This is a genomic window from Nocardia sp. CY41 (assembly GCF_009829325.1).
Classification (GTDB): Bacteria; Actinomycetota; Actinomycetes; order Mycobacteriales; family Mycobacteriaceae; genus Nocardia.
In genome coordinates this window covers 107,916-128,704 of sequence record NZ_VUOS01000015.1, presented here as the reverse complement: position 1 = coordinate 128,704, position 20,789 = coordinate 107,916, and the positions used below count along the sequence as shown (strand labels likewise).

Annotated in this window: 18 protein-coding genes; 7 read left to right on the top strand and 11 right to left on the bottom strand. The window is 69.9% G+C overall.

All coding sequences use genetic code 11. The annotated features are described in order from the left end of the window. Positions 1-37: 37 nt before the first annotated feature. Positions 38-973: a 4-(cytidine 5'-diphospho)-2-C-methyl-D-erythritol kinase gene (locus GVY64_RS18360; protein ID WP_159843148.1), complete on the top strand. Its 936-nt coding sequence runs from the start codon at positions 38-40 to the stop codon at positions 971-973. A gap of 816 nt (positions 974-1,789) precedes the next feature. On the opposite strand, the gene GVY64_RS18355 is transcribed toward GVY64_RS18360, so the two are convergent. After that, the gene (locus tag GVY64_RS18355; protein WP_159842984.1) at positions 1,790-2,638 is read right to left on the bottom strand and encodes an LLM class flavin-dependent oxidoreductase; all 849 of its coding nucleotides are present in this window, start codon (positions 2,636-2,638) and stop codon (positions 1,790-1,792) included. A gap of 268 nt (positions 2,639-2,906) precedes the next feature. On the opposite strand from GVY64_RS18355, the gene GVY64_RS18350 reads away from it, so the two are divergent. Together GVY64_RS18350 and GVY64_RS18345 are read left to right on the top strand one after the other, a co-directional pair. Next, on the top strand, positions 2,907-4,709 hold the full coding sequence (locus GVY64_RS18350) for an ABC-F family ATP-binding cassette domain-containing protein (RefSeq protein WP_159842982.1): 1,803 nt from the start codon (positions 2,907-2,909) through the stop codon (positions 4,707-4,709). 222 nt (positions 4,710-4,931) lie between these two features. Beyond that, positions 4,932-5,138: a heavy-metal-associated domain-containing protein gene (locus GVY64_RS18345; protein ID WP_063052594.1), complete on the top strand. Its 207-nt coding sequence runs from the start codon at positions 4,932-4,934 to the stop codon at positions 5,136-5,138. A 68-nt stretch (positions 5,139-5,206) separates the two neighbouring features. On the opposite strand, the gene rsmA is transcribed toward GVY64_RS18345, so the two are convergent. The 3 genes from rsmA to GVY64_RS18330 form a co-directional block, all read right to left on the bottom strand. After that, the gene (rsmA, locus tag GVY64_RS18340; protein ID WP_159842980.1) at positions 5,207-6,088 is read right to left on the bottom strand and encodes a 16S rRNA (adenine(1518)-N(6)/adenine(1519)-N(6))-dimethyltransferase RsmA; all 882 of its coding nucleotides are present in this window, start codon (positions 6,086-6,088) and stop codon (positions 5,207-5,209) included. A 49-nt stretch (positions 6,089-6,137) separates the two neighbouring features. Continuing rightward, on the bottom strand, positions 6,138-7,265 hold the full coding sequence (locus GVY64_RS18335; RefSeq protein ID WP_159842978.1) for a resuscitation-promoting factor: 1,128 nt from the start codon (positions 7,263-7,265) through the stop codon (positions 6,138-6,140). Positions 7,266-7,462: 197 nt separating this feature from the next. Continuing rightward, the gene (locus tag GVY64_RS18330; RefSeq protein ID WP_159842976.1) at positions 7,463-8,290 is read right to left on the bottom strand and encodes a TatD family hydrolase; all 828 of its coding nucleotides are present in this window, start codon (positions 8,288-8,290) and stop codon (positions 7,463-7,465) included. 59 nt (positions 8,291-8,349) lie between these two features. Here GVY64_RS18330 and metG point away from each other — a divergent pair, with 59 nt between their 5' ends. Beyond that, complete coding sequence (gene metG, locus GVY64_RS18325) at positions 8,350-9,936, top strand: methionine--tRNA ligase (protein ID WP_268895642.1); 1,587 nt, start codon at positions 8,350-8,352, stop codon at positions 9,934-9,936. 225 nt (positions 9,937-10,161) lie between these two features. After that, positions 10,162-10,830, top strand: coding sequence for a TetR/AcrR family transcriptional regulator (locus GVY64_RS18320; RefSeq protein WP_159842972.1), 669 nt, complete (start codon positions 10,162-10,164; stop codon positions 10,828-10,830). A gap of 99 nt (positions 10,831-10,929) precedes the next feature. Here the strand turns inward: GVY64_RS18320 and GVY64_RS18315 are convergent, their stop codons facing one another. Both GVY64_RS18315 and rsmI read right to left on the bottom strand, forming a co-directional pair. Further along, positions 10,930-11,682 (bottom strand): isocitrate lyase/PEP mutase family protein, encoded by a 753-nt coding sequence (locus tag GVY64_RS18315; protein WP_159842970.1) that lies wholly within the window; start codon positions 11,680-11,682, stop codon positions 10,930-10,932. A gap of 68 nt (positions 11,683-11,750) precedes the next feature. Then, positions 11,751-12,599, bottom strand: coding sequence for a 16S rRNA (cytidine(1402)-2'-O)-methyltransferase (gene rsmI, locus GVY64_RS18310; RefSeq protein WP_268895641.1), 849 nt, complete (start codon positions 12,597-12,599; stop codon positions 11,751-11,753). Positions 12,600-12,899: 300 nt separating this feature from the next. Here rsmI and GVY64_RS18305 point away from each other — a divergent pair, with 300 nt between their 5' ends. Further along, positions 12,900-14,525 carry a phospholipid carrier-dependent glycosyltransferase gene (locus tag GVY64_RS18305; protein ID WP_159842967.1) on the top strand — a complete coding sequence of 542 codons (1,626 nt, stop codon included), beginning with the start codon at positions 12,900-12,902 and terminating at the stop codon, positions 14,523-14,525. A 1-nt stretch (position 14,526) separates the two neighbouring features. On the opposite strand, the gene GVY64_RS18300 is transcribed toward GVY64_RS18305, so the two are convergent. Together GVY64_RS18300 and arcA are read right to left on the bottom strand one after the other, a co-directional pair. After that, positions 14,527-14,886, bottom strand: a complete 360-nt coding sequence (locus GVY64_RS18300; protein ID WP_159842965.1) for a GntR family transcriptional regulator — start codon at positions 14,884-14,886, stop codon at positions 14,527-14,529. 8 nt (positions 14,887-14,894) lie between these two features. Next, positions 14,895-16,151 carry an arginine deiminase gene (gene arcA / locus GVY64_RS18295; protein WP_159842963.1) on the bottom strand — a complete coding sequence of 419 codons (1,257 nt, stop codon included), beginning with the start codon at positions 16,149-16,151 and terminating at the stop codon, positions 14,895-14,897. 135 nt (positions 16,152-16,286) lie between these two features. Here arcA and soxR point away from each other — a divergent pair, with 135 nt between their 5' ends. Continuing rightward, positions 16,287-16,775, top strand: a complete 489-nt coding sequence (gene soxR / locus GVY64_RS18290) for a redox-sensitive transcriptional activator SoxR (protein ID WP_063021496.1) — start codon at positions 16,287-16,289, stop codon at positions 16,773-16,775. Here the strand turns inward: soxR and GVY64_RS18285 are convergent. The 3 genes from GVY64_RS18285 to GVY64_RS18275 form a co-directional block, all read right to left on the bottom strand. Continuing rightward, positions 16,744-17,583, bottom strand: a complete 840-nt coding sequence (locus GVY64_RS18285; RefSeq protein ID WP_159842960.1) for an SDR family oxidoreductase — start codon at positions 17,581-17,583, stop codon at positions 16,744-16,746. The genes soxR and GVY64_RS18285 overlap by 32 nt on opposite strands. Before the next feature lie 106 nt (positions 17,584-17,689). Then, positions 17,690-18,817 carry a glycosyltransferase gene (locus GVY64_RS18280; RefSeq protein WP_159842958.1) on the bottom strand — a complete coding sequence of 376 codons (1,128 nt, stop codon included), beginning with the start codon at positions 18,815-18,817 and terminating at the stop codon, positions 17,690-17,692. Between the two features lie 93 nt (positions 18,818-18,910). Continuing rightward, positions 18,911-20,752, bottom strand: a complete 1,842-nt coding sequence (locus GVY64_RS18275) for a putative bifunctional diguanylate cyclase/phosphodiesterase (protein WP_328820970.1) — start codon at positions 20,750-20,752, stop codon at positions 18,911-18,913. Positions 20,753-20,789 lie beyond the last annotated feature (37 nt).

The following is a 20,789-nucleotide window of genomic DNA, read 5'->3' as shown; positions in this document are numbered from 1 at the left end:
CGTCGTCGCCCGGCCGCTCCCATTAGGCTTGAGCACCGTGCTGTCAGTTGTGCCTAGTCCCGTCACCGTGCGGGCGCCGTCGAAGGTGAACCTCCATCTCGGAGTGGGCGACCTGCGTGCCGACGGCTACCACGACCTGACCACGGTGTTCCAAGCACTGTCCCTGAGCGACGATCTGGAGATCTCGCCGTCGGGATCGCTGACCGTCCGGGTCACCGGAGAGGGCGCCGCGGAAGTGCCGACCGACCGGACGAACCTGGTCTGGAAGGCGGCCGTCCGGCTCGCGCACCTCGGCGGCCGCGCTCCCCTGGTGGAAATCGCCATCGCCAAAGGCATTCCGGTGGCGGGGGGCATGGCGGGCGGCAGCGCCGACGCCGCCGCCGCGCTGGTCGGCCTGAACGAGCTGTGGGACCTGGGGTTGTCCAGGGAGGAACTGGGCGCGGTGGCGGCCGAACTCGGCAGCGACGTGCCGTTCGCCCTGCACGGCGGCACCGCGCTGGGCACCGGCCGCGGCGAGCGCCTGCTGCCGGTACTGTCCCGCAACACCTTTCACTGGGTGCTCGCCTTCGCGAAGGGCGGCCTGTCCACCCCCGCGGTGTTCGCCGAGCTGGACCGGTTGCGCGAGCACGGCGAACCGCCCCGGCTCGGCGAGCCGCAAGAGTTGATGCAAGCGCTGGCCTCCGGTGACCCACGGCAGCTCGCGCCGCTGCTCGGCAACGATCTCCAGGCGGCCGCGGTGTCGCTGAAACCGGAACTGCGCCGCACGTTGCGCGCGGGCGTCACCGCGGGCGCGCTGGCCGGGCTGGTGTCCGGCTCCGGACCCACCTGCGCGTTCCTGTGCGAGAGCGAGGAATCGGCGATCTCGGTGGCCGCCGAACTCGCGGGCGCGGGCGTCTGCCGCAGCGTGCGGACGGCCAGCGGACCGGTGCCGGGCGCGCGCATCCTCAGCGCCGACCCGTCGAGCAAACACTGACCGGCCGCATATCGCCGAGAGCTCGGAACAAGCCACCGCATCCGCCAGGCTCGGGCGTCACCGCCGCGTGCGGACGGCCGGCGAACCCCCGCCGCATGCGTATCCTCGGCTTCGACCGTCGGGCAAGCACTGACCGACCGCATATCCCCGTTAGCCCGGAACAATTCGCAAACACCGCATCCACCAAGCGCGGCCGTCCACCGCAGCGTGCGGATGGCTGGCGAACCCCCGCCGCATGCGCATCCTCGGCTTCGACCGTCGGGCAAGCACTGACCGGCCGCATATCCCCGTTAGCCCGGAACAATTCGCAGACACCGCATCCACCAAGCGCGGACGTCCACCGCAGCGTGCGGACGGCCATCCGACCGGTGCCGGGTGTGCGTATCCTCAGCACCGCCCCGTCGGCCAAGCACCGACCGTCACACGGCCGACGCCGGGCGACCTCACGGCCACCGCCAGGACGCGAACCCGACGATCCCGTGCCCGCGTTCGCAGCGCCGACTCATCAGAAGCGACGCCGACCGCTCGACACCCGAAACGGGTAGTCGCCGACGACACAGCAGTCGCAGGCGAGCCGTGCGGCGCGGCCGTGGAAGGTCGAAACACCCCGGTCTACCCCGGTTGCGGCTACCCCGCGCTTATCCGGCCGAACGTCGAAGGGGCGAGCGCTTCATGGCGGCAGGTGCGTCCTGCCCGCGTGGCACCGGGACGAACGCGCGAATGCGCACGTTGGCGCACATCGGAATACGCGACCGGTCCCGGCTGCGACCGGATCCCCGCTCACCGCCCGTTCTCCGGGACCGTGGACAGCGGCGCTCAGGGCAGGGCGTCGGCGAGGCGATCGACCTGGTCGGCGTCGCGCCCGTAGCAGTAGAACATCACCTCGTCCGCGCCGAGGTCGCCGAATTCGGCGATGGTGGTGCGGATCTGCGCGGGCGTGGTGAGCAGGCCCGCGAGGATGCCTTCGGTGTAGTCGCTGAACCCGTAGTAGGCGCCCATCGACGCGCGGGCGTCCTCGATCACGTGATCGGGACCGAAGGCGACGTTGACCTGGGCGACGATCCTCGGTTCACCCGCTCGGCCATGGTCGGTCCAGGAACGGCGCGCGGTGTCGAAGAGTTTGCCCGCCCAGGAGGGTGGAACAGCGGCGAGGAATCCACCACCCCACCGACCGATGCGGTCGAGCGCGGCGGGCTGGAAACCGCCGAACAGGATCTCGGGCCCTTCCGGGCGCAGCGGGACGGGGCCGATCGGTCCGCACTCCGCGTCGTACGGCTCGCCCGCCCACAGGCGGCGCATGAGCGCGAGCTGCTCATCGAGGCGGCGGCCGCGGGTGCGCAGCTCGGTGCCCGAGGCTCGGTGATCGTCGGCGCGACCGCCGACACCGAGACCGAGCACCAGGCGTCCCCCGGACATCCGGTCGAGGGTGGCAACCTGCTTGGCGAGCAGCACGGGGTCGCGCAGCGGCGCGAGCAGCACTTCGGTCTGCACCCGGACGCGACTGGTCGCACCGGCGAGCGTGGCCAGCGCGATCAACGGTTCGGGGTTGTCGTAGACCAGCCGGTCGAGCAGGCCGAGGGTGCGGAACGGGCCCGCATCGGCGCGCCGAGCCCAGTCGAGCAGCGCGACGGGATCGGAAATGGGCAGGCCGAGGCCGACGTGCATGGCAATCCTCCAGAGGTAGAGCGGAAGGGAAGGGGTGCCGCCCGCCGACGCCTCGAGTCGAGGCGGGCGTCCCACTCTGCGGCTGTACTTCTGGGGAGCGCCGATTCGGTTGCAGTGAACGAACACTGTTCGTTCACGCTCAATCTAAACGAACATTGTTCGTGACGCAAGCGCGCCGCCGTTCGCCGGGCCGACGGGCCACCGGCGCAGGTCGGTACGCTGGCCCGGGGCGATCATCGGCCCGCCCGCGCAAGACACGGAAGGATCCATGTCCAACCTGATCAACCTCGAACAGGTCCACAAGAGCTTCGGGATCAAGCCGCTGCTGGACAACGTCTCGCTCGGCGTGCACGCGGGCGAACGGATCGGCGTCGTCGGCCTCAACGGCGGCGGCAAGACCACCCTGCTCGAGGTGCTCACCGGCATCGAGGAACCCGACAGCGGCCGGGTCAGCCGGCTCGGCGGCCTGCGCATGGCCGTGGTGACACAGCGCGGCGTTCTGCCCGCGGGCGCGACGGTCGGTTCGGTGGTGCTGGCCGGTCTGGCGGACGATGCCTCGACAGACGAGGTCGCCGAACACGAATGGGCGGCCGACTCGCGCATCCGCTCGGTGATGGAAGGTATCGGCATCGCCGATCTCGGCATGGACACCCCGGTGGACAATCTCTCCGGCGGCGAACGCCGCCGGGTCGCGCTCGCCGCCGCGCTGGTGCGCGAACTCGACCTGCTGGTGCTCGACGAGCCGACCAACCACTTGGACGTCGAGGGCGTGCAGTGGCTGGCCGCGCATCTACTCGGCCGACGCAGCGCGTTGGTCGTCGTGACCCACGACCGCTGGTTCCTCGACACCGTGGCCACCAGCACCTGGGAAGTGGTCGGCGGCAAGGTCGAGAGCTACGAGGGCGGCTACGGCGACTGGATCTTCGCCCGCGCCGAGCGCGCTCGCCAGGCGGACGCGTCCGAGGCCCGGCGGCGCAATCTGGCCCGCAAGGAACTGGCGTGGCTGCGGCGCGGCCCGCAGGCGCGCACCTCCAAGCCGCGCTATCGGGTCGAGGCCGCCGAATCCCTGATCGCCGACGTGCCGCCGCCGCGCGACAGCGTCTCGCTGGCGGCTTTCGCGCGCAAACGCCTCGGCCGCGTCGTCGTCGAGTTGGAGGACGCCACGCTCACCACGCCGGACGGCCGGGAGTTGGTCCGGGATCTGACCTGGCGGCTGGCTCCGGGCGAGCGCGTCGGCCTGGTCGGCGTCAACGGCTCGGGCAAGACGACGCTGCTGCGCGCCCTGGCGGGCGACAGCGACGCGACCTTGGCCGCGGGCAAGCGCGTCCAAGGCCAGACCGTGCAGATCGGCTGGCTGCGCCAGGAGCTCGACGACCTGCCGACCGACCTGCGCGTGCTGGAGGCGGTACAGCAGGTCGCGCAGCGAATCATGCTGGGCGACAAGGAGATCTCGGCGGGCCAACTGGCCGAGCGGCTCGGCTTCAGCCCCGCCCGCCAGCGCACGCCGGTCGGCGACCTGTCCGGCGGCGAGCGGCGGCGCCTGCAACTGACCCGCATCCTGATGTCCGAACCGAACGTGCTGCTGCTCGATGAGCCGACCAACGACCTGGACATCGACACCCTGCAGCAGCTGGAGGACCTGCTCGACAACTGGGCCGGCACGCTGGTGGTGATCAGCCACGACCGGTACCTCATCGAGCGGATCTGCGACTCCACCTGGGCGCTGTTCGGCGACGGCAAGCTGACGAACCTGCCCGGGGGCATCGAGGAGTATCTCGCCAAGCGCGCGACCCTCGCCGCGAGCCGGACCCGCGCCGGCACGCCGGAGACCAAGCCCGCCGACGCGCCTGCCACCGACTCCGCCGCCTACCGCGCGGCCCGCAAGGAGCTGACCCGGCTGGAACGCGCCATCGACAAACTGTCCGAACGCGAGCAGCGCCTGCACTCCGCGCTGGCCGACGCCGCCACCGAGCCGGACAAGCTGGTCACCTTGGGCGCGGAGCTCAAGCAAGTACTGACGGAGAAGGAGACGGCCGAAGAGCGCTGGCTGGAACTGGCCGAGGGTGTGTAGTCCCCCGGCCGAACCGCGCCAACCGACTCGGCCGAGCCGATCAGTCAAGGGTGTGCGGTCCGCGGTGTTCGCCCGCGAGAACGCCGACCGTGTCGAATTCCGCACTCCGCGGGGGACACTCAGTGCGAAACCACCCTTGCGTGACCATACCCGCAGGGGGTATGTTTCAGGAGTCGGGGTACCCCCCGCCCGTATGAGAATCTGAATGCGAAGGAGTCGGACATGCCCACCACCACCTACACCGTCACGGGGATGACCTGCGGGCACTGCGTCAGCTCCGTCAAGACCGAGATCGGCAAGATCGATGGCGTGACGAGCGTGGATGTGGACCTCGCCAGCGGTGCCGTCCGTGTCGACAGCACCGCGCCGATCGCCGACGCCGACATCGTCGCCGCCGTGGACGAAGCGGGTTACGAAGTCGCCGTCTGATCCGGACATTCGCGTGGCTCCTCGCGCCGGCCGACGCCGGTACGAGGAGCCACCGGCTCGTCCGAGCCCTACGCCTGAGCGGCCAGCCGGACGAAGGCCGCGGTGTCGAGGGTTTCGCCGCGGGCCGTAGGGGCGATGCCCGCGGCGACCAGACGACGCTCCGCTTCGGCGGGCGAACCCGCCCAGGCGGCGAGCGCGGCGCGCAGGGTCTTGCGCCGTTGCGCGAAAGCGGCGTCGACGACCTCGAAGACACGGCGGCGGTGCTCGGCGTCCATCGGCCACGGCGGCTCGGCGAAGCGATCGATCCGCACCAGACCCGACTCGACTCGCGGAACCGGCCAGAACACTTGGGTTCCCACCGCTCCGGCACGCCGGACCGTCCCGAAGAAACCCGCCTTCACGCTGGGCACGCCGTAGGTGCGGTTGCCGGGCTCGGCGGCCAGCCGATCGGCCACTTCGGCCTGCACCATCACCAAAGCGACCGCGAGGGTCGGCAATTCGGCCAGCAGATGCAGCAGCACCGGCACCGCCACGTTGTACGGGAGATTGGCCACCAGCGCGGTCGGCGCGGCGGGCAGGTCCGCGGCCGTGACGCGCAGCGCGTCCGCCTCGACCACCGACAGCTGCGCCGCCAGCTCCGGCGCCCGGTCGGCGACAGTCCTGGGAAGGTGACGCGCCAGCACGGGATCGATCTCGACCGCGACCACCGAGTCCACCACGTCCAGCAGCGCGAGGGTCAGCGAACCGAGACCGGGGCCGACCTCGAGCACAACGTCCCCGCGCCCTACCCCCGCGGCCGCGACGATCCGCCGCACCGTGTTCGCGTCGTGCACGAAGTTCTGCCCGAGTTGCTTGGTCGGCCGCACCCCGAACCGTTCGGCGAGCACCCGCACTTCGGCGGGCCCGAGCAGCGCCGCACTCCCACGAGCGGAAATTTCAGGTTCGGACACCTCGAGAATCTATCAACCGCGCCGCGGCGTCCCCTGGGTCCGGTGCAGGTCAGCTGATGCCGAGCCGGCCGGTGCACGCGGGCCAGGCGCCCCAGCCCTGCCGCTGCCTGGTGATCTCGGCGATGGCGATCTGCTCTTCCCTGGTGGCCAGATCGGCGCGCGGGGCGTACCGCAGCCCGCCCTGCCGCTCCCAGGTGCCCTGGTCGAACTGCACGCCGCCGTAGTAACCGTTGCCGGTGTTGATCGACCAGTTGCCGGTGGACTCGCAACGAGCCAACGCGTCCCAGATCGCGCCGTCGCGCACCGGGGGCACCTCGGTGCCCGGCTTGGCGCCCTTGCGGACGGTCTTGGGCTGCGCCGCGACGGTGACGGTCGACGCGACCGGCTTACGGTCGACTTCCTGGCCGTTGACCATGGTGACCGCGAACGTGACGTTCTGCACCCCGGGAGCGCCTGCGGACTCCACCACGGTGCGACTCATGTTCATGGTCGGGTCTTCGATGACGTTCTCCGGCGGATCCAGCGGCAACGTCTCGGTCTGCTGTTCGACCCGCTTGCGCGTCACGGTGACGCGCAGGCCGTTCGTCAGGGGGGTGGACGCGGCCGGCTCGACGGAGTCCTGCTCGATCAGCGGGATCCCGGCCACTTCGAGGAACTTGCCGACGGTGGGCGCGGCGGCGCGCACGTCCACCGGATTGCCGATCCCGTCCACCAGCGACACCATGCGCGGAGTCGCGATCATGAGCGTGGCGCCCTGCAGCGGGAGCCGCTCGTCGCGAGCGGGCGAGACGTACACCTCTTTCGGGATCTTCAGCTGCTCGAGCGCTTCCCCGGCGGTCACTCCGGTGGTCCAGACCTTCTGCGTCATGCCGTCGACGGACAGATCGACCTCCCGGGCACGGTTGAGCGTGATGGTCGCACCGTCGCCGATGTGCGCGGCCAGGGCGGGAGCCACCTTGTCCCGGTCGGTCACGATGAAGCCCGCCGCCTTCAGCACGCCGCGCACGTCCCGCGACATGGTGGTCTGGAAAAGCTTCTCGCCGTCCACGACAACGGTCACCGTCTTGCGATTCACGATCGCGAGCCCGGCGCCGACGATCAGCGTCAGCAGCAGCGCGCCGACCGCGAGGTGCAGTAGCGGCGAACGCGACTGGTTGATCCGCGTGAAGGGGGACATGGTCACAGCACGATAACGAGGGGGTCGGGCGCCGACAACAGCAAGCTCCGGAACAGCGCCTTTTCAATATCACGATCGAATATCGACCCCGCAGGTAAATCACAAAACGGAACGCCGAAAGTGACATAGGACACATTTCGCATACACCGATGCATTCCGGGCATCCGTGACGCCCCACGGGTACGCGGTCGCGCCGGTCAGATCCGGTAGACGCGGCGTGCGTTGTCGGTGGTGATCTTCGCCAGTTCGACCGGATCCTGTTCGCGTAACTCGGCCAGCGCTCGCACGGTGTACGGCAGGCAGTACGGCTCGTTCGGCGCTCCCCGGAACGGGTGCGGGGTGAGATACGGCGCGTCCGTCTCCACCAGGATCTGGTCGTCGGGCACCACCTTGGCCGCCTCCCGCAACTCGTGCGCGTTCTTGAAGCTCACCGTCCCGGAGAAACTCAGGATGTAGCCCTCGGCCACGCAGGACAGCGCCATGTTGGTGTCGGAGGAGAAGCAGTGGAAGATCACACGCTCGGGCGGCCCCTCGTCCAGCAGCACGGTCAGCAGGTCGTGATCGGCCTCGCGGTTGTGGATCATCAGCGGTTTGCGCACCCGTTTGGCCAGGTCGATGTGCCAGCGGAAACCCTCGATCTGCGTCTCGATGTCGGCGCAGCCGTCCAGCTTGCCCGGCCAGTAGTAGTCGAGACCGGTCTCGCCCACGGCGACCACCCGCGGGTCGTCGGCCAGGCGCTCCAGCTCCGCCTTCGCGTCGTCGTCGAGCGCGTTCGCCCTGGTCGGGTGCAGCGCGACGGCGGCGAACACGCGATCGTCCCAGTGCGCGGCCCGCACCGCCCACTGCGCGGCGGCCAGGTCGTCGGCGACGGTGACCACCCGGCCGACGCCGACGGATGCGGCTCGGTCGAGGATCGCCGCGGTGGACGCCGCGTCGGTCGCGCCGCAGGCGTCCAGATGGGTGTGCGCGTCCACGATCGGCGACAGCGGCTCGGGCGGCTCCGGCGCGGGCCGAGCGGCGCTCATCGGCGTCCCCGGTCCGACGCGGACGCATCGACCAGGGGCATATTCACGCGAGCGAAAGAATGCACGCGCATTACAGTAGACACACCATGAGCGAAGCTGACCGCCCCGCCTTCTACATCACCACGGCCATCGCCTATCCGAACGGCGCGCCGCACATCGGGCATGCCTACGAGTACATCTCGGCCGACGCCATCGCCCGCTTCAAGCGCCTCGACGGCTACGACGTGTTCTTCATGACCGGCACCGACGAGCACGGCCAGAAGATGCAGCAAGCCGCGGTCGCCGAGGGCATCCCGGTGGAAGAGCTCGCCGCGCGCAACTCCGACGTGTTCGAGGCGCTGGACAAGACGCTGGACATCTCCTTCGACCGGTTCATCCGCACCACCGACGAGGACCACCGCGCGGCCTGCGCCGCCATCTGGGAGCGGATGCTGGCCAACGGCGATATCTACCTGGGCAACTACTCGGGCTGGTACTCGGTGCGGGACGAGGCGTTCTACACCGACGAGGAGACCACGGTGCTGGAGGACGGCACCCGCATCTCCACCGAGTCCAAGACGCCGGTCACCTGGACCGAGGAGTCGAACTACTTCTTCCGGCTGTCGGCCTACCAGGACAAGCTGCTGGCGCTCTACGAAGAGCACCCGGAATTCATCGCCCCCGCCACCCGGCGCAACGAGATCGTCAGCTACGTCAAGGCGGGTCTGAAGGACCTGTCCATCTCGCGCACCACCTTCGACTGGGGCGTGCCGGTGCCCGGTCATCCCGACCACGTCATGTACGTGTGGGTGGACGCGCTCACCAACTACATCACCGGCGTCGGCTTCCCGGACACCGAGTCGGCCGCGTTCGGCAAGTTCTGGCCCGCCGACGTGCACATCATCGGCAAGGACATCACGCGGTTCCACACGGTGTACTGGCCCGCGTTCCTCATGTCGGTCGGCGTGGAGCTGCCGAAACGCGTCTTCGTGCACGGGTTCCTGTACAACAAGGGCGAGAAGATGTCCAAGTCGGTCGGCAACGTGGTCGACCCGCTGGAGCTGGTCGAGAGCTACGGCCTGGACGCGGTGCGCTTCTTCCTGCTGCGCGAGATCTCCTACGGCCAGGACGGCAGCTACAGCCACGACGCCATCGTGAGCCGGATCAACAGCGACCTGGCCAACGAGTTCGGCAATCTGGTGCAGCGCAGCACCAAGCTGGTGGCCAGGGACTGCGGCGGCGTGGTTCCGACGCCCGGCGAGTTCACCGCCGACGACCGCGCCCTGCTGGATCTGGCGGGCGGACTGCTGGAGCGCTGCCGCGCCGAATTCGACGCGCAGCAGATGCATCTGGCGCTGGAGGCGATCTGGCTGACCCTCGGCGAGACTAACCGGTACTTCTCCGCGCAGGCGCCGTGGGCGCTGGCGAAGTCCGGCACGCCGGAGGATCTCGCCCGCGAGGCCACCGTGCTTTACGTGACGCTGGAAGTGCTGCGCATCGTCGCGATTTTGGTGCAGCCGGTGCTGCCGGGATCGGCGGGCCGCATCCTCGACCAGCTGGGCCAGCAGAACCGGACGTTCGCCGACATCGCGACGCCGATCGAACCCGGGTTGGCATTGCCCGCGCCGGAACCTGTGTTCCCCAAGTACGTGGAACCGAAGGACTGACCCGGTTCCGGGCCGCCTCGACACGGGCCGGAAAGGCAAGGCGCACAACACTTTCGCCGCATCACACGGTGGTCTGCCCACGGGTGGATCCACCTGCCTTCCCGGGGTGGAATGCGTTGTCGGATAATGAAACACCGGTTCGCGGCCTGGTGACGCCCCCGGACCGTGTGCGATCGGTACGACAACGTTCCGTTCGGAATCGGTTCCGGCACAGAGAGGGCACCCATGGGCCAGCAGCATGCGACGGCATCCGTTCACCGGTCCGGTTTCGCCGAGCGGCATCGGGCGGCACGCGAAGCCGTGCTCACGTCGCAACGCGGCAGGCTGGTCGAGGCGATGGTGGAGTCCGTGGACAGCAAGGGCTATCCGGCCACCACGCTCACCGACATCGTCGCCAGGGCCAGGGTCTCGCGCACCACCTTCTACGACCATTTCGCCAACAAAGAGGAATGCTTCGCCGAGGCGGTGCACACCGGCGTGGACATCATGGCGACCCGCATCGCGGACGAACTCGCCCAGTTGCCGCCGGACGCCGACGCCTACGCGAAGATCGAATCCATCGTGGTCACCTTCTGCCGGACCGTCGCCACCGAGCCGGATTTCGCCCGGCTGGTGCTCGTGGAGTCGTTCAAGGTGAACCAGGAGGCCGTCGGGTACCGCGACCTGGCCGTGGACCGCTTCGCCCAGCTGTACCGCGTGTTCTACGACCAGGCTCGCGCGGCGGACCCGACGCTGCCGGAACTCTCCGACGGGCTGATCGCCCTGATCCCGGACGCGATCGGCGAGCGCACGCGGCGGGTCATCGTCTCCGACGGACCCGCGCGCGTGCCGGAGATGGCGCCGATGTTCGTGCAGTTCGTCATGAGCGCCCTGGGACTACCCGTCTCCTCCTGAAGCATCGGCCGACGTGTTCGCCGGGGCGCGACCACCCCACCGGTCACCCGGTGGGGCTCGGTCGGCCCGGCGACCGAATGCCGCGCACGCCGAACCAAGTCACTTCCAGCGGTCGAGCAGCGTGTCGATCTCCCTGGTCAGCGCGGCCTGCAGGAACGGACCGAAGGTGATCCGCGCGACGCCTTGGTCGGCGAGGGCGGCCTTGTCGGCCTGATCCGGGAGGACCGTCGCGCTGATCGGCAGCGGCAGTTCACCGGTCAGGCGGCGCATGTCGGCGTCGGCGTGGCGACCCACCGGGAACAGCACGTCCGCGCCCGCCTCGGCGGCCAGCTTCAGCCGCTCGATGGCGCGGTCCACCCGGTCGGCCTCGTCGCCGTCCTGGCGCAGGAGGAGGTCGGTGCGCGCGTTGATCACCAGGTGCACGCCCGTCGCGTCGGCGGCTTTGCGGAGGCCGTGCACGAGATCGGCGTGTTCCTGCGCCGTACGCAGGCGCTTGCCTTCGCTGTGCACGGTGTCCTCGATGTTCAGTCCGATCGCCCCCGCCTCGAGCAGGCCCTCGACCAGCCGCGCGGGATCCTCCCCGTAGCCCGACTCGATGTCCACCGACACCGGAACGTCCACCGCCGCGGTGATCTGCCGGACCCGGGTCAGCGACTCGTCGAACGTCATCCCCTCGCCGTCCGCGCGTCCGATCGAGTCGGCCAGTGGATGACTACCCACCGTCAGCGCCGGAAAGCCAGCCGCCACAGCGACTTTCGCGGACCAGGCATCCCACACCGTCGGGAAGACCCCCGGATCCCCCGGCACGTGCAACCCGAGAAACGTCGTGGCCTTGCTCTCCAGAGAAGTCATACCGATGATCATGCCCGCCGCCGCACCCCGGGTCGACCACCCGCGCGGAGCGACACCTCACAGCGGGGCTAGGAGCCGCGGCGCGCGGTGAGAACCGCGTCGTAGAGTTCGCGGCGGGAGACGGCGTGGGCGGCGGCGACCTCGCCGCAAGCGTCCTTGAGGCGGACGCCGGTGGCGGTCAGGGTTTCGACGGCGGCGACCAGGTCCGCGGGGTCGGCGGAGGCAGGCCGGGCGCCCGCGAGCACCACGGTGATCTCGCCGCGCGCGCCCTCGACCGCCCACTCGGCCAATTCGGCCAAGGTGCCGCGAACCACTTCCTCGTAGGTCTTGGTCAGCTCCCGGCAGACGGCGGCGCGACGGTCCGGGCCGAGGATCTCGACCGCGTCGGCCAGGCAGTCGGCGAGCCGATGCGGCGCCTCGAAGAACACGCAGGCACGCGATTCCGCCGCCAAAGTGCGCAACCATTCCCGGCGCTGGCCGGATTTCCGCGGCGCGAATCCGTCGAAGCAGAACCGTTCCACCGGCACGGCCGACAGCGCGAGCGCCGTGGTCACCGCTGACGGACCCGGCAGGCACGTCACCGGCAGGTCGCGCTCCACGCACGCCGCCACCATGCGGTAGCCGGGATCGCTCACCGACGGCATGCCCGCATCGGTCACCAGCAGCACCGTGCGGCCGTCGGCGATGTCGTCGAGCAGCGCCGGAATCCGGGCGGTCTCGACGTGATCGTAGAAACTGACCACCCGGCCGGAGATCTCGACGCCGAGCGCCTTGGCCAGCGCCCTGGTGCGGCGCGTGTCCTCGGCGGCGACGACATCGGCCGTCGCCAGCGCTTCGCGCAGCCGCTGCGAGGCGTCACCGACGTCACCCATCGGCGTCGCCGCGAGCACCAGCCCGCCCGCCGTCTCGTAAGCCACCGCACTCCTGTCCGCATAACGTACCCGGCGACAACCGCCCACCCGCAGCCTATCCAGCGGCGCCACCGACCCCAGCAGATACCGGCGGCAACGAGGTTCGACAGCCTTCACGCCTTCGAGACAAGTCTCGCTCACGCCCGCAGCCGACCACGAAATCTGTCGGGCCCGATCCATGGGTAACTCCTCGGGTACGCCCAAAACTACGGCGGCACCCCACGTAAAACCCTGAACGCGAATCCCGAACCACCCAACTGGTACGGCCTGAAGACCCGGGCAGGCGGCGCAGCATACGATCGGGGCGTGACCCAGGTGACCGACCAGCGCGCGACCGCACGGTTCACAACCGTGCCCTCCTGGTCGAGCCCGGGACCGCTGCGGCCGCCGCTGGACTCCGGGCCGACCGACCGCCTGCGCGGCTGGCTGGTGACGGCCTTCCTCACCGCGATCGCCGCGGTGACGCGCTTCACGATGCTCAACTACCCGACCGACGCGGGCACGCCCGTGTTCGACGAGAAGCACTATGCCCCGCAGGCCTGGCAGATGCTCACCGGCGGCTGGGTGGAGGACAATCCCGGCTACGGGCTGGTGGTGCATCCGCCGGTCGGCAAGCAGTTCATCGCGATCGGCGAGGCGATGTTCGGCTACAACGGCTGGGGCTGGCGGTTCACCGCCGCGCTCGCCGGAACCGCGCTGGTGCTGCTGGTGATCCGGATCGTGCGCCGGCTGGCGCGCTCCACCTTGATCGGCGCGATCGCGGGCATCCTGTTGATCGCCGACGGCCTCACGTTCGTCTCCTCGCGCATCGGCATGCTCGACATCTTCATGGCGCTGTTCGTCACCGCCGCCTTCGGCTGCCTGATCGTCGACCGCGACGAGGTCCTCGCCCGGTTCGCGCGCGCGGACGCGCAGGGCCGGATCGGCGTGACGGATCATGGACCGCGCCTCGGGGTGCGCTGGTGGCGCTTCGGCGCGGGCGTGCTGCTCGGCCTGGCTTGCGGAACCAAATGGTCCGGGATCTATTTCATCGCCGCCTTCGGCCTGATGAGCGTCTACTTCGACCTCTCGGCCCGGCGGATCTACGGGGTGCGCCGCCCTTGGCTCGGCGTCGCGCTGCGCGATGTCGGACCCGCGCTCTACGCGCTGGTTCTGGTGCCCCTCGGCGTCTACCTGGCGAGCTACTGGGCCTGGTTCGCGAGCGAGACAGGCGTGTACCGGTATATGCCGGGCAATCCTTCGGCGCCGACCGACCCGATCGGTACCGGCGGCTTCTGGTCGCATGTGGTGCCGGGTGCGTTGCGCTCGCTGTGGTACTTCAACGCCAGATCACTGGAGTTCCACACCGAGCTGACCAATTCGGCGGGCAATCATCACCCCTGGGAGTCCAAGCCGTGGACCTGGCCCATGGGCTTGCGGCCGATGCTGTACTACTACGCCGACAACGGCGTCTCCGGTTGCGGCCAGGCCCAGTGCGTGAAGGCCGTGATGCTGATCGGGACGCCCGCCATCTGGTGGGTCGCGTTCCCGGTCCTGGCCTGGATGCTGTGGCGCGCGGTGGTCCGTCGCGACTGGCGCTACGGCGTGGTACTGGTCGGCTACGGCGCCGCCCTGCTGCCCTGGTTCGCCACGCTCGATCGGCAGATGTACTACTTCTACGCCGTCCCGATGGCCCCGTTCCTGGTGATGGGCGTGGCGCTGGTGCTGGGCGACGTGCTGGGCCCGGCGCGCCCGAGCACCATTCCGCGCAGCCCCGCCGGGACCTACCTGCCCGCCCCGCCGAACGAACGGCGCAGTCTCGGACTGCTCGCGGTCTGCCTCTACCTGGGCCTGGTGATCGCCAACTTCATCTGGCTGTGGCCGATTCTCACCGCCCTGCCGATCACGCCGGGCAACTGGCACGACCATCTCTGGCTGCCCAGCTGGAGGTAGCTCAACCTTCCAGTGCCGCCTGCACGTAGCGCAGGGCGGTAGCGTCGTCCAGGCCCAGCCTGCGCACCGTGGCGACGTAGGCGGTGGCCGCGCGGCCCGCCACGTCCCGGGTCGGGTCACCGGACGACGCGATGAACGAGCCTTGCCTGCCGCGGGTTTCCACCACGCCGTCGGCCTCCAGCTCGCGGTAGGCGCGGGCCACCGTGTTGGGGGCGAGACCCAGTTGCGCGGCCAGAGCGCGGACGGTCGGGATCTTGGTTCCGGCCGTGAGTTCGCCGGAACGCACCTGGGCGATGATGCCGAGGCGGAGCTGCTCGTAAGGCGGCACTGCGGATTCGTGCGAGACCGTGACAGTGAACATGCCCGCGCTCACAAGTCGTCGCGGGAGAGCGGACACGACAGGCACCGTGGGCCGCCGCGGCCGGAGCCCAATTCGGAACCGGGAATGCGCAGCACCTCGATACCCGCGTCCTCCAGCCTGGCGTTCGTCATCTCATTGCGCTCATAGGCGACCACCACACCGGGCGCGAGGGCGAGCGTGTTGTTGCCGTCGTCCCACTGCTCGCGTTCGGCGGTGACCCCGTCCAGCCCGGTGTCGATCACCCGCAGCTTGCCGATGCCCATGGCCTCGGCCGCCGCGGGCAGGAACGGGTCGGGGCCGCTGATGCCGACCCGTCCGCTGCCGAGCCGTCCGCCGTAGTCGTCCTCCTTGCGGATCGTGAAGGCGCACAATGATTCGCGCACCGCCGGATACATCACGACGGCATCCGCGTCGACCATGGTGCACACCGTGTCCAGGTGCATGGTCGCGCGAGTCTGCGCGATCGGCACCACGAGCACGGTGTGTGCGAGGTCGTCGTCGAACAGGCTGCGCGCCAAGGCTTCCGCGCCCGCGGGCGAGGTGCGCTCGCCGACGCCCACCGCGACCACGCCCTCCGACAGCAGCAGGACGTCACCCCCTTCGATGGGAGCGGTATGCGATTCGTAGGCGCGGCGCACCCCGAGGAATCGGGGATGGAAGGCGTAGATGAGATCGGTCAGCGAGGTCTCCCTGCCGCGGGCGGGCAGCGCGAGGGAGGTGATCGCGACGCGCGGACCGACCCAGAACGAGGAGTCCCTGGTGAACAGCAGATTCGGCAGCGGGTCGATGACGAAGTCGCCGCCGTGGTGCATGCGGCGGACCAGCGAGGTGTGGTCGGGCCCGAAGGGCAATTCGTCGAAGGTCATCCCGGCCATCAGGATCTCGGCCAGCTCCCTGGCCGGCACGCCGCGCAGGAAGCCGGCGAGTTCGTCGGCCAGGGTGTGGCCGAGCCTGCGCGCGTCCACCGCGGCGGAGATGCCCTGGATGCGGGCCGCGCCGCTGACCGCGATGGTCTCCGCGAGCAGGTCCGACAACAACAGCACCTCGGTGCCTCGGCTGCGCAGCACCTCGGCGAACGTGTCGTGCTCCTGCTGCGCGCGCTCCACCCATGGGATGCCGTCGAACAGCAGCTGATCGTTGTTGCGCGGGGTCAGCCTGCGCAGCTCGTTGCCCGGCCGGTGCAGCAGCACCGTACGTAGCGCGCCCACCTCGGACGTCACGGCCAAACGCGCACCCTCCCGCGCGGACACAGCATCTGCTCCCATGATCGAACCGTAGTGCGCCGCGGCCCGGAGAGCACGGAAATCCCGGCTTCGGATGCCGATCGGCGCGCGATCGGCGAATCCGGTCCCGGCACCCCCTAACCTCAAGTATTGTTGAGGTGATTGGGAGGAGCGTGCATGTCGACAGCAGCCGATTGGCGGGCGAAGGAGCTGACCCCGGGGCAGCTCTCCGAGCGTAGTGGAGTCGCGGTCTCCGCGTTGCACTTCTACGAACGCGAAGGACTCATCACGAGCAGGCGCACCAGCGGGAACCAGCGCAGATACGCCCGCGAGACCTTGCGCCGCGTAGCCTTCATCCGCATTTCCCAGCGCGTCGGCATACCGCTGAGCGAGATCCGCGCCGCCCTCGATCAATTGCCCGAAGGGCGCACCCCCACCCGGCGCGACTGGGAGACGTTGTCCACCACTTGGCGCGCCGATCTCGACGACCGGATCACCCAGCTGATCCGGTTGCGCGACAGCCTCACCGGCTGCATCGGCTGCGGCTGCCTGTCGCTGGGCACCTGCCGCCTGGTCAACGAGCACGACCGGCTCGGCGCCGACGGTCCCGGCGCCCGCGTGCTCGACGTGCAGCTCAATTGCCCGTCGAAGCCAGCAGCCTGCTGAACCGCGCGCTGGCGCGCCGCATCACGAACTCGTAGGGAAAGGCGAACTTGCGCTTCCACCAGTATCCGAAGCGGATGTCGAACGAGCTGTAGACCAGGAAGCGGTTGCGCTCGATGCCGCGCAGAATCGCCGTGGCCACCCGTTCCGGCGGCACCGCATGCTCGGCGAAGGCCGCGGTGAGCCGCTTGATCTTGGGATGCTCTTTGTTCACCCCGGCCAGCTCGACACTGCGCACCAGCGGCGTGTTCACCGCGCCGGGCGCCACCAGATGCACGGTGATCCCGTGTTGCGCCAAGTCGAAGCGCAGTACTTCCGACACGCCGCGAATGCCGTATTTCGCCGCGCTGTAGGCGGCGTGCCAGGGCAGCGCGAGCAGGCCCGCCGCCGACGACACGTTGACCAGCGCACCGCCCTTGCCCGCGCGCACCATGGGCGGGACGAAGGTCTCGATGACGTGGATCGGCCCCATCAGGTTGACCTCGACCATGCGCCGCCAGTGCTTGTGCTCCAGGTTCTCCACGGTCCCCCAGACCGAGGTGCCCGCGATGTTCATGACGACGTCCAGACTGCCCAGTTCGGCGTGCACGCGGTCGGCGAAGGCGCGCACCGCGTCGTAGTCGGTGATGTCCAGCGCTTCTGCCAGGGCGACGCGACCGCCCGCGGCGCGGATGTCGGCCACCGCGGTGTCCAGGCCCTCGGCATTGATGTCGGTGAGCACCAGTTCGGCGCCGTCCGCGGCGGAGGCGAGCGCGGTGGCCCGGCCGATGCCGCTCGCTGCTCCCGTGATCAGAACCTTCGCCTCGCGCATCGTCGTGCGACCCGCTCGCCCGCGACCTCTACCCAGCACTGCGCATCCCATCTCGAATCGCCGAATCGGTTCCCCGCAGGGTAATCCAGCCGACGGTCGCAGGCCGCTAACGACCGAGCACCGCCAGCATGCCCGCTACGGCCCGCGGCCAGGTGAACTGCTCGGCGCGGTTGCGCGCGGCCCTGCGGCGACCGGCCTGCGGCATGGCCAGCACATCGCTGACCGCCCGCGCGAAGGCGGAGTGATGATCGGCGGCCACCGCGCCGCAGTCGGCGGTCACGATGTCGGCCAGCGCGGAGGAGCGGCTGGCCACTACGGGCGTGCCCGCCGCGAGCGCTTCCAGTGCCGCCAGGCCGAAGGTCTCGTGCGGCCCCGGCGCCAGCGAGACGTCCGCGGTGGCGAGCAGTGTGGCCACCATCGCGCGTTCGGAGATGAATCCGGTGAAGTGCACGGCGGGCACGCCGCCGGGCAGCGGGGCCAGCGCACGGGCCCGCCGTTGCAGCGCGTCACGGCGCGGACCGTCCCCGGCGACGATCAGCCGCGCTTCGATCCCCGCCGCGCGCAACGCCCCGACCGCTTCGATGCTGCGATCCACCCGCTTCTCGACCGACAACCGGCCGCAGTGCACCAGCAGCGGATGACCGGGCACGCCGAGATCGGCGCGCAGCCCGCGATCGCGCCGGTGCGGGTTGAACAGGTCGAGGTCCACCCCGAGCGGGACCAGCTCCACGTTCCGCGCGCCGATGCGCAGGAACTCCTCGCGCGCGAACCTGGTGGTGCACACGATCACGTCGTAGTCGGTGGCGGTGTGCCGGTTGGCCACGTCGGCGCAGCGCCGCGCCACCGGACCGGGAAGCACCTGGCCCAGCAGACGGTCGAGCCGCTCGTGCGAGATCATCACGCCGGTCACGTCGCGCCGTCGCGCCCAGCGCCCGAAACCGCGCAGTGTCAGCCGATCCGACACCTCGAGCACGTCGGGCCGCAATCCGTCCAGGACGTCGGCCACCCGGCGGGGATCGGCGGCGCGGTAACCCCCGGTCCATGGAATGGCCAAGGCAGGCAGCGTGATGCGTGCGACCCCGGTGGGCAGGATCTCCTCCGACCGGCGCGGACCCGGCACGATCAGCACCACCTCGTGCCCGGCGGCGACGTACCCTTCGCCCAGATGGTGCAGCGCCGTGCGCAGCCCACCCGAACGCGGGCCGTAGAAGTTCGCCAGCTGAACTATGCGCACTCGGCCGATCGTGCAGCGGACGGGGTTACCCGGGCCCAACGACGCGTGAACGGCCGTGAAAGAACCGGATAACCGGCGGCTGCGGCAGTGCGCTCAGTGCGCGGGCAGCCCGCGCCCCGTCCGGGGCAGATCGAGGTCGAGCGGAATCCGCCCCGCGGCGAGGTGCGCTTCGACCTGCTCGGCGGGCATCGGCTTCGCGATCAGGAAGCCCTGCGCGCGGTAGCACCCGAGGCCGACCAGGGTGCGCGCGGCGACCGCCGTCTCCACGCCCTCGCCGACCACGCCCAGCCCGAACGAGCCCGCCAGGCCGATGATGGACTTCACGATGGCCAGATCGTCGGTGCTGGCCCCGAGCCGTTGCACGAAGCCCCGGTCGATCTTCACCGCGTCCACCGGCAGCGCCTTCAGATGCGACAGCGAGCTGTAGCCGGTGCCGAAGTCGTCGATGGCGATCTGCACGCCCATCCGCTTCAGCCCGCGCAGCGTCACCTGGGTCCGGGCCAGGTCCTGCACGACGACGTGCTCGGTGATCTCCAGGCACACCGAGCTGCCGTCGATGCCGAACAGGCGCAGGATGTCCTCGATGCGCTCGACGAAATCGAGGCTGACCAGCTGCACCGGCGACACGTTGATCCGCATCACCACATTGCCCGCCAGGCCGCGCCTGCGCCACTCGGCGAACTGCGCGCACGCCGACCGGATCACCCAGCGCCCCAGCTCACCGGCCAGGTTCGTGGCCTCGGCGACGGTGACGAACGCGGCGGGCGGCAGCAGCCCTCTGGTCGGGTGCAGCCAGCGGACCAGCGCCTCCAACGCGACGATGCGGCCCGTGCGCAGGTCGACCTCGGGCTGGTAGTGCAGCAGCAGCGAGCCGTCGGAGACCGCGCCGCGCAGGTTGAGCTCCACGTCGTCCTGGAGTTCGAATTGCGCGCGCATGGTGTCGGTGAACACCGCAACGCCGTTGCCACCGCCCGATTTCGCCGACAGCAGCGCGTGATCGGCGCGTCGCAGCACGTCGGCGACGGTCGTCTCACCCGGGAAGCCGAGCGCCACGCCGACGCTGGCGCCCCGGCTGACCGACTCGCCGCCGACGGTGACGCGCCGGGCGATCAGCTGCTGGATCCGGTTCGCCTCGTATTCGGCGGCCACCGCGTCCATCGGCTTGGCGGGCACGATGACGAATTCGTCGCCGCCCAGGCGGGCGATCATGTCGTTCGGGTCCAGGTTCTCCCGCAACCGCGTCGACAACGTGCGGATGAAGTTGTCCCCGGCGGTGTGGCCGAGGAAATCGTTGAGTGCTTTCAAGCGATCCAAGTCGAGGAAGAAGGCGGCCACCGGGCCGGGACTGCCCGCGCGTAATCGCTCTTCCATGTGCTCGAGCAGCGCGCGTCGATTCGCGAGCCCGGTCAGGTCGTCGTGCAGCGCGATATATCGGAGACGTTCCTCGGCGACCACCCTGGCCTGCAGTTGGGCGAACAGCGCGGCGATGGCTTTGAGCACGTTGAGTTCGCGATTGCTCCACTCTCGATCGCCTGACTTGACGAATCCGAGCACGCCGGTCGGCTCGCCCCGCGACAGCAGCGGCACGGCAGCCGAGGTCACCCCCACGATGCCGGACCCGCGGCGGACGGTTTCCTGATAGTCGGCGAACTCCGGGGTCGGGCGCGCGACCATCGGTTCGGTCGCGTTCTCCAGGGCACGGAACACAGGGTCGGCGCCGTCGAAGTAGATCACGCCGAGCGGGTCGGGATCCGGGATGTTCTGCCGGTGCGGCCACTCCGCGATGAGCACGGTCGCGCGCCGCTCCCGGTCGGTGTGCCGCACGTAGCTGAAATCCACGTCGAAGTACTCGACCAGCTGCGAGAGCACCCGCTCGGTGGCGGCGACCATGGTCGTGGCGTCCACACCCATGAGCTCAGAGGCGACCTGGGTCACCAACGAGTCGAGTGTCCGCCGTGGCACATTGTCTCCG